The organism is Dehalococcoidia bacterium (assembly GCA_041649635.1).
In the GTDB taxonomy this organism is placed as follows: Bacteria; Chloroflexota; Dehalococcoidia; order E44-bin15; family E44-bin15; genus JAYEHL01.
On record JBAZMV010000002.1, the window covers coordinates 243065 to 255699 of the forward strand.

General features: G+C 45.7%; 13 protein-coding genes, 1 tRNA gene and 1 pseudogene. 4 read left to right on the forward strand and 11 right to left on the reverse strand.

Features of this window, described 5'->3' with window-relative positions:
• Positions 1 to 4: 4 nt before the first annotated feature.
• Genes WC562_05060 through WC562_05070 form a run of 3 tightly spaced genes read left to right on the forward strand, consistent with a single transcriptional unit; the run spans position 5 to position 1654 of the window.
• On the forward strand, positions 5 to 649 hold the full coding sequence (locus tag WC562_05060) for a thymidylate synthase (protein MFA5055527.1): 645 nt from the start codon (positions 5 to 7) through the stop codon (positions 647 to 649).
• A 31-nt stretch (positions 650 to 680) separates the two neighbouring features.
• Positions 681 to 1157, forward strand: coding sequence for a thioesterase family protein (locus WC562_05065; protein MFA5055528.1), 477 nt, complete (start codon positions 681 to 683; stop codon positions 1155 to 1157).
• A gap of 23 nt (positions 1158 to 1180) precedes the next feature.
• A complete protein-coding gene (locus tag WC562_05070; protein ID MFA5055529.1) occupies positions 1181 to 1654 on the forward strand; it encodes a thioesterase family protein in 474 nt (157 codons plus the stop codon).
• A gap of 31 nt (positions 1655 to 1685) precedes the next feature.
• On the opposite strand, the gene WC562_05075 is transcribed toward WC562_05070, so the two are convergent.
• The 3 genes from WC562_05075 to WC562_05085 all read right to left on the reverse strand — a co-directional run bounded on the left by WC562_05075 (position 1686) and on the right by WC562_05085 (position 4212).
• Positions 1686 to 2804: a M20/M25/M40 family metallo-hydrolase gene (locus tag WC562_05075; GenBank protein MFA5055530.1), complete on the reverse strand. Its 1119-nt coding sequence runs from the start codon at positions 2802 to 2804 to the stop codon at positions 1686 to 1688.
• On the reverse strand, positions 2788 to 3321 hold the full coding sequence (locus tag WC562_05080) for a GNAT family N-acetyltransferase (protein ID MFA5055531.1): 534 nt from the start codon (positions 3319 to 3321) through the stop codon (positions 2788 to 2790). Before WC562_05080 ends, WC562_05075 begins: the two co-directional genes overlap by 17 nt.
• Positions 3322 to 3474: 153 nt before the next feature.
• Positions 3475 to 4212, reverse strand: a complete 738-nt coding sequence (locus tag WC562_05085; GenBank protein MFA5055532.1) for a hypothetical protein — start codon at positions 4210 to 4212, stop codon at positions 3475 to 3477.
• Positions 4213 to 4316: 104 nt separating this feature from the next.
• On the opposite strand from WC562_05085, the gene WC562_05090 reads away from it, so the two are divergent.
• Complete coding sequence (locus tag WC562_05090; protein MFA5055533.1) at positions 4317 to 4583, forward strand: zinc ribbon domain-containing protein; 267 nt, start codon at positions 4317 to 4319, stop codon at positions 4581 to 4583.
• A 3-nt stretch (positions 4584 to 4586) separates the two neighbouring features.
• On the opposite strand, the gene WC562_05095 is transcribed toward WC562_05090, so the two are convergent.
• The 8 genes and pseudogenes from WC562_05095 to WC562_05130 all read right to left on the reverse strand — a co-directional run bounded on the left by WC562_05095 (position 4587) and on the right by WC562_05130 (position 12562).
• Positions 4587 to 5501, reverse strand: a complete 915-nt coding sequence (locus WC562_05095) for a hypothetical protein (protein ID MFA5055534.1) — start codon at positions 5499 to 5501, stop codon at positions 4587 to 4589.
• Between the two features lie 1234 nt (positions 5502 to 6735).
• Positions 6736 to 7140, reverse strand: coding sequence for a hypothetical protein (locus tag WC562_05100; GenBank protein MFA5055535.1), 405 nt, complete (start codon positions 7138 to 7140; stop codon positions 6736 to 6738).
• 23 nt (positions 7141 to 7163) lie between these two features.
• Positions 7164 to 8528 (reverse strand): tetratricopeptide repeat protein, encoded by a 1365-nt coding sequence (locus WC562_05105; protein MFA5055536.1) that lies wholly within the window; start codon positions 8526 to 8528, stop codon positions 7164 to 7166.
• 54 nt (positions 8529 to 8582) lie between these two features.
• Positions 8583 to 9626: a hypothetical protein gene (locus WC562_05110; protein MFA5055537.1), complete on the reverse strand. Its 1044-nt coding sequence runs from the start codon at positions 9624 to 9626 to the stop codon at positions 8583 to 8585.
• Between the two features lie 209 nt (positions 9627 to 9835).
• Positions 9836 to 10342, reverse strand: a pseudogene (gene rhuM / locus WC562_05115) (RhuM family protein).
• 184 nt (positions 10343 to 10526) lie between these two features.
• Positions 10527 to 11675 (reverse strand): Fic family protein, encoded by a 1149-nt coding sequence (locus WC562_05120; GenBank protein ID MFA5055538.1) that lies wholly within the window; start codon positions 11673 to 11675, stop codon positions 10527 to 10529.
• Positions 11676 to 11967: 292 nt separating this feature from the next.
• Positions 11968 to 12044: transfer RNA gene (locus WC562_05125), tRNA-Glu, on the reverse strand.
• 119 nt (positions 12045 to 12163) lie between these two features.
• Positions 12164 to 12562 carry an MmpS family transport accessory protein gene (locus WC562_05130; GenBank protein MFA5055539.1) on the reverse strand — a complete coding sequence of 133 codons (399 nt, stop codon included), beginning with the start codon at positions 12560 to 12562 and terminating at the stop codon, positions 12164 to 12166.
• Between the last annotated feature and the right edge of the window lie 73 nt (positions 12563 to 12635).

A 12635-nucleotide genomic window follows, 5' to 3' on the forward strand; every position in this document is an offset into this window, starting at 1 on the left:
TGATATGGAAATAACCTTTATCAAAGTAAGAGACCTTAATGAAGCCTGGTGGAAATGCATCCGCGAGGTGCTGACGAATGGCTATGAATATACCATCGACAGCGGCAGCTACGCCGGGCAGAAACGCAAGGAGTTCGATTTCGTCGTTGTGCACATCGAGCATCCCGGCACCAGGCCTCTTGTGCCTACAGTGCCGGAAGGTGTTCCGCCGCCGACCGATATCGAATATGTCGAGAGGGATTACCTGCCGTACCTGATGTCCAACTTAAAGCAGGCGAATGAGACCTATACCTACGGCGAGGACATCGAGCAACAATTCCTCGAGATCGTGGAGATGTATAAGAAGGGCTTCAATACTAATCAGGCCACGATGACGGTCGGCAACCGCGACTCAATCTATCTAAGCGACCCGCCCTGCCTGCGCATCATCGACACGAGGGTGAGATACGGCAAGCTGCACTACGTCGTTTATTTCCGGTCGTGGGACCTGTACGCGGGATTCCCTAACAACCTGGCGGGCATCCAGATGATGAAGGAATGCATGGCCGGAGAGATCGGCGTGGAGGACGGCGAGATCATCGCGGTGAGCAAAGGGCTGCATCTTTACGAGCACAACTGGGAAGTTGCCAGGATGGTAGCCGGACTGTAAATTCCCCAAAATTCGTATACAGGAGACGTGAATGGCGGTAAAGGTCAACGTTTTCCATGACGGTTTGCAGAAAACCATAGAATATTTCATTCAGAAGTGCAGCCCTTCGTTCAACGATATCCTCAGCTTCAGCATCGATTCGCAGGACTTCGATATCGGGATAATAAACTTCTCGAACCGCGACGAGCTTATAGGCAACCCGGTACAGCGCATACTGCACGGCGGTGTCATATCGTCGATCCTGGATGTCGCCGGCGGCCATACCGTGTTCATGCAGGTTTACAAGGACATAATGGATGAACCGCTTGAGAAACAGGCGCAGATTCTGGGCAAGCTGGGCACCATCGACTTGCGGATAGACTACCTGCGTCCCGGAAGAGGCAATGCTTTCACAGCGAAAGGCTACATACTCAGAAAAGGGAACAAGGTGGCAGTAACACGCATGGAGCTGCACAACGAGGAAGATTTGCTGATAGCTGTGGGTACCGGGACTTACGCGCTGGGCTAGAGTGACCTGCGAGGAATGCGACGATGGACGACAAAAGCTCTCAGGACGAGGAACTCCGACAGGCAATAGACTTCTTCTTCAAGCACGCCGGTCCTCAGTTCGTTCAATTCCTGGGATTCAGCATCGATTCCACAGATTTCGACAGCGGTGTTATTACCTTCGGCATGGACGATCGCCTCGTCGGCAATCGCTACTATAGGATGCTGCACGGCGGCGTCATCTCATCGATCCTGGATATCGCGGGCGGGGTCACGGTATACCTGCAAGTGATGAAAGAGTTCAGAGGGAAAGACCACGAAAAGCAGGTGGAAAGGCTGAGCAAGATAGGAACCATCGATATCAGGGTGGACTTTCTCAGTCCCGGCAGGGGCGAAAGGTTCACCGCCAGAGGCTATATGCTCCGCAAGGGCGGCAAGGTTGCCGTCACGCGCATGGAGCTGCGCAATGAGAAAGCTGTGCTTATCGCCGTAGCAACGGGAACATACGCGGTGGGGTAGCACGACAAACTGGATGCAGCGGACTCAATCATTAGCTCAATGACCGCGCGATGTTCAGATAGAGATGCGCCGCCTGCAACACCTGGTTGAAGGAAACTGATTCGTCTGGCATATGAGCCGCCGCCAGGCTGCCCGGACCGAGAACGATAGGATTGACGCCGGCGGAAAAAAGCACGCTCGCATCGGAATGACTTCTGAAATCCTGAGGCTCCCATCCCATCGACAAACCTTCGTATGTCTTCATCAGTTTCTTAACCATATTTCCTTCGGGCGAAATCCGGTATCCCGAGTAGGTATCCTCAAACCTGATGTCGGCATCAAGTCCCCGTATGCTCTTGCCCGCCGATTCCACCAGATGTTCCAGCTCGGTTCTTAGTAAATCGATTCTTGAATCGGGCGGCAGGTGAACATCCAGCCAGGACTCGCAATAGTCTGGCACTACAAAACCGGTAGAGGCTCCGGATAACTGTCTGATGTTATATACCAGCCCCTGAGATGAAGAACTGGCATATTCCGTGACCTTGAGCAGAAGCTTCAACATGGACTCGACGGCGTTATGTCCCAGTTCCGGCAGAGAAGAATGCGCCCTTTTACCCTGTGTCCTTAGAACGACCTCAAGATATCCGTAATGTCCGAGACACGGCGACAGTGATGTCGGCTCGCCCACAATAGCCCATGGGAAACCGTATTCCAACACAAGCGACTTCGCGCCGTCGCTGTATTCCTCCTCGCCGACAACCAGAGCCAGTCCAACAGGGGGCATCCTGCCGCCCGCTTCAGCAAGGACAGTGAACGCCTCTATCATGGCGGCGCAGCCCGATTTCATATCGGCGGTGCCCAGTCCTGAAATAACATCACCCTTACGTTCGAACTCGAAATCGGTCAGATCGTAAGCAGTTACCGTATCGAGATGACCCACGAAGCATACATCTATTTCGTCCCTGTCCTCAGGCATCACGATAAGGTTATAACGGTTCTCATCAACCTCCTGCCTCTCAACCGATAATCCGTGCTTTTTCAGATATACCTCGGCATAATCGAGGATATCCTCCTCCTTACCGGAAGGGCTATAGATATCAATAAGGTTCTTGAGGAGTCTTCTAAGCCGGTCGGGCTGTATACCCGCGGATTTGTTAACGTTTTTTACCACTGACTTTCTTATCCTCTGCCTTCTTGCCGGGCCGTCGAAGAGTCTTCGCCAGCCAGATGTGTTCCCGCCTTGGAGTGAAGCCGCTCCTGGCGAAAAACGCTATGGCTTCTTCATTCCCGCCCTCGGTATCTGCGATAACCATCCTTACGCCATCGGTTTGCAGCCTTCTCTCTACCTCTTTGTACAGGCGACGGCCTAGATTCATCCTTTGAAAATCTTCATCGACCCCGATCCATGCGAGATACCCGTATTTCTTCCATGCGGTTCCCTCTTTGGTTATCGAGTTAGCCAGTACAAAACCGACGATCTGCTCATCCACCTCGGCCACCAGACAATATTCGGGATCGGACGAAAAATACTCGGCGACCTCAAACGGATCCCACGTACGATAAAGAATAGGGAGATCCTCACTGGTGAAAAGCTCCTCGCCCAGATGGTACACGGCAGCTATATCATCGATATCCATCTGCCGGATTTCAACCTTCCTATTTTTAGTTCTAGGTTTTTCTCTAACCAATTGGGATACCTCTCTGCGTATCTGATTAGATGGAGTAAAAAGGGTTTTTCTGGATCGAGTATCTTAAAATCATGGGTGCGAATTATGGGGCACATTATATATTTGCTTACGTAATGTGTCAAACTGCCATAAGAAGGGTACTATGCGCGACCACTATCGACGGAACATGCTGAGGAATCTATCCTCGTATTGAGGGAAAACGCCCCACCTGTCCAGTTCTTCTTTCAGCTCGTGAGGCTCTCTGTCGCCGCGGGCCACATCCATAAACATCATCTCGATGCGATATCTGGCTTCCTGCGGAACGCCGGCGGCATCGACGCCGAGCAGGCCCATGCTGTTCATCTCCGCCACATTATTTTTCAGCGATCCCTGGGTCATCTCGCTGATGAACTTCAGAAGCGATACATCCCATAATTCATCGACACCTTTGATTATCGCAGCCAGGTTATCTTTATCCTTATCTATCTTTTCGTTCAAGCGCCCGATCACAACGTCTATGTTGTCGGAGACGATGAGCAGGTCTTTATGTTCATTCTTGTAATTGTAATATAAACCGGGCATGTGCAGGCCGTATTGCTGAATGACCATGTCCAGGTATCTCTTAGCGCTTTCTCCGAATCCCTCAAGTTTCGTCAGATAATACGGGGTGACGACACGCGGCCTCTCGGAACTGACCCTTCCCTCACGGATAACGGTCTCGTCGCCTTTAACCAGATCGGAATATATCGGCTCGGTTAAAAGATAGTAATTAATAACGGTCGTGCCGAACGTAGCCAGAGTCTGCCGCGGCAACCTGAGTATCTGAGTCTGACTGACCGCTTCCCTTATTCTTCCGTCATCCATCTGCATTGTGTCACTCTGATTTAAATTGTAGCCTGTATATACTTTCACTTCAAGGGACGAATCCGGTAACTGTTTTCCAGGATAGGCTATTGAAAAAATCCATAAACTGGAGTAAAACTATAATCACCGTGACTATTGAATGGAGGTAACGTATGCCCATCTACCAGTACTACTGCAACAAATGCGAAAAGGAATTTGAACTTAAACGACTCATGGCGGACATCGATAAGTCGGCGCCGTGTCCCAAGTGCAAGCAGAAGGGCACAAGATTGGTAACCGCTTTTTCATCGATGGTTGGATTGCATCTGAAAACGCCGTCAAAAACGGTATTTAGAGGGACGACAGGTAAAACAACAAAGACCGAAAAGAAGACTCAGGTTAAGAAGAGCGTTAAAAAATCGAAACAGGCCAAGAAGTAGAACCTAGTCGAAACCGGATGACGGCACCGTAGTAGATAGCGTCTGGTCGCACTCCTGAGGCGGCGTGTTGAACGCGCTGCATATGATTTGCTTGAAGTTCTCCGGCGACCTGGGGTTAACGCTTACCTTCACTCCGTTGATTATTATCGTCGGGGAACCTGTTACGCCATATAATTCACATAAGTCATGGTGAATATCAAATACGGGGTCTCCATGCACCCAGGTGCTTTGGTCGTTGAACTGGCCGGTAACGTTGTAAGTCGCGTCCGCGGCTGCGATGCATGAAGTAAGACTATCCGCATCTATACCGGCCGCCGCTATGCAGGCATCGGGATCTCCGCTTTGCACGAAACAACTTAAATAATCAAAATACTGGGACTGGTTTTCGTTCTGTATACAGTACTGCCGCAGATTTTCATCGAGCTCCTGCTTCCCGTGCATGGCGTAATCGACGAAGTATATGCCTATATCGATCTCGTCTTTCAGTAAATCGTATACAGGCAGCATCATCTTTTCCACCTGCGTGCTGTAAGGACAGTAGCTCATTACAAAAATCTTCACATCCGGCCGGTCGCTCTTTGGGATTTCGATAGCAGGGGTTGGAGTGGTATTGCTGCTTCCGTCCATATATATAGCCTGTTGAAACAAGATCCGGCCGTCCTTTGAAACAAAAAGATCGCCTTCACTCTGGCCTATACGAATATGGATTTTATATAGTCCGCTTTCCTCAGCGACGTCGATTAATTCAACCCCCGCTCCTCCATGACTATTGATATAGCTTACGGCTTTGTTCGCGGCGTCCTGAGCGGAAAGCTCCGAAGGATTGCTGAGGGTATATGCAGCCTGGAAAACAGCGTAAGCGGTGAAAGCGAAAACGATAAGCGATAGAAATATAAGGGGCTTTAAATATTTTTCCATATCGGTATCAGTTTTATATTATATATCTTATCGCATATTACAGCCAATCGACTAGTAGAATTTGAACTTCAGTTTAAACATGGGTCTGATACACGCTTCTATCGCCTATCTTTTTCCCGACCATCTATCAATAATCATAAATGGAATCAACCAAAGAAACCTCACGAGATAGCAACCGAATAACGGATAGGCAATAACCGTTCCTGCTAAAAGCGCAACCAGAAGAACCCACGAATAAAGTCCAATTATGACGCCGGATGCGATCATAAGTGGGAATGATAAAACAAAGATAAGGCATCCGAAGGCTTCGCTACGGAACATCGCTGCTCTATTAAGCATGGGAGTCTGACTTTGTGAACCTTGTAGAATGAAGCTGCTAAGTGATATTGGAAAGACTACAATCGATACTATTTCAAGAATTCCCATATAGATTCTTCCTCCAGCTAAAGTGTACTTTTCCACAACACTACTTATCAGGAACCTGTATGAAACCTTATCATCTTGGCCGTGTGCGTATACGCCTTCGGTATGCTGTAATCCTGGTTAACCTTACTGAACATCCTGAACTGCTTGCACTCCTTAGATAGCACACAGCCCTTACAATTCCCGCTCATACAACATTTCAGGATGCGCTCTATATCAAATTGCTTTGGCTGTTTAATAGCATTGCTGATACTCTATATTAGCTACTACACTAGCCATACAATAAGGCCGATAATACCAGCTAGGATACTGAGAGGTAAAGTCACTTGAAAAAACCCATAAGTTTGGCTTGGATTGTATGCATATGAAGGACTTATTAATAACGCGTAGATTGCAATACCAAGACACCCCCACAACGCACCAGAATCAACAGGCCTACTTAATGCTGCTGACCATATAGCACCGTCAGTGGCTCCCAAAGGAGCTACACATAAAGCCGCTGTAAAAGCTACTATCAGGAACTGCCTGAATGTGCGCCTATACTTTGGAATATCAGGTAACGGCTGACCACACTCCGCGCAAAAGAAGACTGAATTTGATTTTTCTATGCCGTCAATCTCCTGACCGCATCTCATACAAATCGGCATACTTTACCCTCCCACTACAAAACTTATATGGGTCAAATATAAATGCATGAGGTAGTAACACTTTAATGACTGAGCAATTGGCTGTCAATCAAGAGATACTGATAGGCTTTGATGTGATTAAGTAGGCATTAAAGCGGCGGGCTGAACCCACCCTACGATTTGCTTCAAGGTATTTTCTCAAGATTCTCTTTGACTTTTCCCATATCCTTGTCTGCCTTCTCGATAGTCTCTATTGTTGCTATTTCTATAAAGTTGGTAGGTCGTTTCCCCCACATAATAAACATCTTGCAAGCTGCACTGTAACCACGGCATGCACTTTGTAAGTCGCGGTTAATTTCTCGCAAATCAGCCCTACTTGACTTAGGCAGCCGTTTCAGCGATTTTTCAATGTCGGCAAAACTATTCTGCAATTCCTTCAACCGTTCACTAGCACCAACGGTCATTTTACTTTCGGAGCTCTTTAGCCTTCCGGGAGAGGTTAATGTAATACCCTTGTCAAGGTTTCCCAACTTCAATACCAATTGGATAGTTGATTCATACAGCCCGCTGTAGTCTTTTAACCAGTCCATATCTCTTTGGCTCTCGGTATCTCTTATTGTTTTACCTCCATTAAGCTCTCTAAACACAACTCTTGACTCTCACGTATTTCTGGATTATCGGGCTCCAGTTCTAATGAACGGTTATAATCACACAAAGCTTCTTCATATCTCTCAAGCTCAAAAAGAGTATCTCCTCGATTAGCAAGTATAAGTGGATCATTGGGAGACAGTTCTAATGAGCGGTTATAATCACGCAAAGCTTCTTCATATCTCTCAAGCTCAAAAAGAGTATCTCCTCGATTAGCAACTTGAGATGCCTTCTCGATAGCTCCCTTAACGAGGATACTGTAAGCACGATTGATTTCACACATCATATCATGAGCACGTTGAGTTTTTGATTTATCGTTAACACGGTCTGGATGATAACGAAGTGCTTGCTGACGATATGCTCGTTTGATTTCATCAAGTGAGGCTTCTTGTTTTATACCGAGAACCTTTGCAGCCTGTTCCTGTTCATTATCTGCATTACTAGAGTCATCCTTTAATGAATCTAAGATTTCATTAATAAAATCGGCTGTGAAACCAAATTGAATCCCAAGTTGCTTCAAGTATTCAAGTTCACGCGGAATTACTTTATTATCAGCACAGATTACAGTAATAGCTGCTCTATAGAGCAGTAATCTTTCATCCCAAGAAAGGGCACGGATTTCAAGAGAACCATATCGCTTGTGCAACCTTTGTCGTATTTCTGACATAGATATATTGTGATTGAGAAGCTCATAAGCAATTTCAGAAGCGGTTCGCAGTTCGCGTTCATCTAAACTACCATCAGCCCAAATGGCGCCTGAAAGTACAGTGAAGATATTGTCTTGATAGGTTTGTTTCCCCAAATAAGAGCCATCACTGTCAATAACCAAATCGTTGAAATTTAAACCAGAGAGTGTAACTACTTTACGAAGGGTGGAATTTCTAGGTGGTGTTAAAATAGTGAAGAGATTTTGAATAAGAGCTAATGGCGTAGTAGCACCCCATGGAATGCACCACCAACCGAATAGGAGATTCTCTGCAAACTCTAATATAGCGGCTTTGAGGGCGCATCTTTTACAACCTAAGATATATTTTTCTCCGTGTTGGAAGACAAGTATATATCCCCGAACTATTGATATCTTGTATGCAGTGCTTACAAGTTTTATTCCACAGGTGGGGCACAAAATTGCGATTTCTGTTAACTCATCGTTTCGTGGCACTAAATTTTTAAGGCGTGATACTAGTTTGCTCATTAACCCATGTGGTAAGGAATCTTCGAAGTCTCGACGTTCTCTTCTGGTAACAGGCTTGTTCGCATTTTTTGTTAGTTGAATCAGAACTATCACAAATACTGTTATTAGTATTGTTCCAACTACTATTGCCGTTATCAATACAGCCCTCCATATAGTAGGTTTATTCCCGCGCCTCTATTCTGATTAAAATTGCTACCAAGTTATAGTGAAATCGTGGATGGTTCCCATAGAATCATATTCATAATTTGTGCGTATGCTTCGTGGTATGTATGCCTGCCATTTAGATACGTTTACAATACAATCGCCGCTACTACCCCACCATGTTCCAGTGTCGTCAATAAAGATAAGCCCTAAGTCGGTTGTCTCAAATGCGTTGCAAGCGTGTCCGTATTGAAAAGCTCCAAAAGAAATACAAACAAACGCTGCTTTAATACCCTCATTTTCTGCATTGTTATGAAGTCTCTCAGCGAAATCGGCACAGTGGTAGGTGCTAACATTGTACGGTCTATCTTCCGTTTGATCTCTGTCAAGAAATGCCTTCAAAGTAGACCATGAAGTATTTACAGCTTGTGGATTATTTATTAACTCAATGTCATGACCAGCGGCACCTGTTACTTTTTCCATACCCCAATATACTTTTTTACCAGTGACCGTGATTTGCTGAGCAGCATCATTCCAACCTTGGCTTGGCGACTCACTGGCAATGATAGTAGGGAGGCCTTTAGCAGTATCCACGTAGTAAAATCTGGCGGAGTTCAAATCTTTCGGTATTGTTACTGAGGTAATAGTCATAGACTCATTTTTAAAACACCCCGTGCTACAACTTGTGAATAGAGTAATGATTGTATCATCTTCTACTTCACATGCTGTGCCGTTGGCATCCTGTGTCTGTAAGATTATGACACTAGATACAATACCAAGCTCTATCTCTTGTGATGATGTTGTAAATACAATCTGAGAAACGGCTGATTCTCCAGTACTTGATTTATCAACAAGATTGATAATGAGTATTAAGGCGGCAACGCTTATCAGTAATATGCAAACCAGATATCTAGCTACTTTGGGCCGTTCTCGAAACCAGTTGAACCTCAGCTTTCCCACCTTTACTCCTATCCTATCAGCTATATCGAAATCTTTGGTGCGTTGGATGAAACCTCTCGTGATCCGGATTAGCGCCACAATAATCACTATTATTACGGTTATGCCAATTATTATTCCTACTATTTCGTCGCGCATATAGTTCGCCTATTAATGGGGCCTATCTGGGTCAAATTGAGATATATGAGGTGGTTATACTCTAATGCTGGGGAGAGGGGATGTCAAGCAGTATAGCAGGAAGATGATTAACCTAAACTAGAACACGAGCTATGTTTCCTGCTGCCCTTCTTCACTTTTTTCTCCGCCTTCTCCAGGGTTTCCAGATAAGACCGTTCCACCGCGCTGATGGTCGCGTAGAGGTCCAGCACTTGGCGGTAGAGCACTTTTTCACTGCTGCGGATATCGCGAATGCGGTCGAGCAGTTCCTTCCAGTAGTTCCCGCCGCCCGCGCCTTTGAGCCGCTCGTCGTCCATGGTGAAACCTTTGACAATATATTCCCGCAGGCGCGCGGTGGCCCACTGCCTGAAACGGGTAGCAATGGATGATTTGATGCGGTATCCCAGTGAAATAATCATGTCAAGATTGTAATGCTCTATGTTGTAGCTCTTGCCGTCCGCGGCAGTTGTTCGGAATTTCCGAACAACTGCATCTTTCTCCAGCTCTCCCTCTTCAAGGATATGTTTGATATGCTCGCTGACATTCGCCTTGCTGGATTGAAATAAATCAACCATTTGCGACTGAGTAAGCCACACTGTTTCACTTTCAAGCCGCACGGAAATGCGCGGCTCCCCATCGCCGCTTTCATAGATGATTATCTCATGACCTGCTTTGTTGTTCGCTTTTTTGTTTTTCATAAAGTTCTGTGAGACTCCAAATCTGCCACGATTTCATCAATCGCCTTTCGCAGTTCGTTCTGTCGGGCAACAATGCCGGAAATCTCTTTATACTCTCCTAATCTCGAATACCCCGACCATCGTGGTCGAGAGATGGAATGTTTCCTGCAAAGCAGGTAACTACTGCTTCGTTAATATAACCAGCTTAATCATTGCTGACAAATATATCCAGATACTCTTTATATACATATGACTGCCCATATTTCTTGTTCTTATCCTTTGGGCTAAGGATTCCTTGCTCAATTAAACGATTAATTACAGTTTGAGCCCCGGCGCGGGTGAAGCCCGTCCACTTTTGAACGGTTGCTACATTTACGATAGGCTGACCGTACAACTTCGGCAACACCGCCGCCGCGCTCTCGGAAGAACGCTTGCCAAGCTTCTGGATTATCAAAATGTCCTTCTCGCGCAAAGCCGTAATTTTGCCTACCGTATCGATAGCTTCATTGGCTATTTCTATAACCCCATCCAGGAAAAAATCGATCCATTCTGAAACCTTCCCGTTATGGTATCCTTCAAGTTTTTGATAATAAAGCTTCTGATACCTTTTGAAATACGAAGATAGAAACAGCACCGGCTTTTCCAGATAACCTTCCTTCCACAGATAAAAAGTAATAAGCATCCTTCCCGTTCGTCCATTCCCGTCTAGAAACGGGTGGATAGTCTCAAATTGAGCATGTATAATCCCGGCTTTGATCACAACAGGTATATCGTCATCCGTATGTATAAACGCTTCAAGTTCTCCAAGGGATTTACGCATGTCGACAACCGGCGGCGGAACAAACCGGGCATTATCAGGACGAGTGCCGTTAATCCAATTCTGACTTTTTCGGAATTCTCCCGGGTCGGAATATTGAGATGATCTTGCCTTATGCATGAGTTCTCTATGAAGCTCACGCACAAGCCTAAGCGCCACGGGAAAATCATCTTTGGTAACTCTTCTCAGTCCATAGTCAACGGCTTTTATATAGTGCAGAATATCATCGACATCGGATGAAGCTCTTTCACCAGGTTTCACTTCCGCTTCGATTGCATCGACCATCGTTGCCTTTGTTCCCTCAATCTGACTGGAAGAAGCCGCGTCTTTTCGTAAATACATAAGCAAGAAGAAATCGGCATCAGGAAGAAGCCTTGTGATACCATCCAGTTTACCTAGAAGCCGGGTTGCTTCAGTATTTTTCTTTAGAATAGCAGGATCGAAATCAAATCCGCCTTCGGGAGGAAAGGTATTCGGGATAAAGGCTTTGAAACCTTCCGGCTGGGTTCTCAATTTGCCTATTTCAACTGTTTTCATGAGTTTGTATACATTTCCTTGTAGATGTAAACAAAGTATAATGGTTTGTAAGCATTTGTCAATAGATGTAAACAAACCAACAAGTTCAATCGGACATATGCTAATCATATGTGTATCGCTATTAGGACTTCAAGGTTTCATCCCCGTCAATAATGTCGGGACATTCCATCGCAAATCCCACTCGTGAAAACAAGCCTGCCGGAAAAATCGGTTAGCTATCCGTTAGCTTTTTTCAAAAAAGAAACCGCCTGATGCACTGAATCGGCTTCAAAACAGGCGGTTTTTTGTTGCTTGGTAGCGCATACGGGATTCGAACCCGTGATCTTCTCCTTGAGAGGGAGATGTCCTAAACCCCTAGACGAATGCGCCGTTCGATTGTCAAAGTGCCCTTTCAGACACACTGTGATAGGATACCGCTTTTGGAGGTTTGAAGTCAAGCTGTTGATGATGCTCTATATCTGTTGAAACACATACATAGATCGTAGCTATTACGGAACCCAAGCATCGACAGTAACAAAAGCGTGCGGGTAATCTAAATATACATCTTCTATCTGTGCTATGTTTCCATCGATAATGATCTTAGCCGTTATCGATACATTGGCGCTGTACGTATGAACGAGAAACTTGAGATATTTCCCGGATGAGGCATTGAAACTGTAATACCAGGGTAATGTAACGTTCCTATCAAATTCATAGTCTGATGAATATTTCTCACCGTAATATTGAATATAAGCAATATCATCTGCTGTACCTGTAACCTCGTACTGTATTAAATGAGTTGTCGGCTGTATACCATCCGAAGGTGAGTTGGAACAGCCCGCAATAACGAGAACGAGCAGCGCGTATATTAGCGACTTCAGGATTGGCCCGTTCATCTTACTTTTCATTCAAGAGCAGCCCTCGTTTTTCTCCAATTCATCAATCCTATCATTTTTATGCCCAAAAGTCAGGTAGTGTATC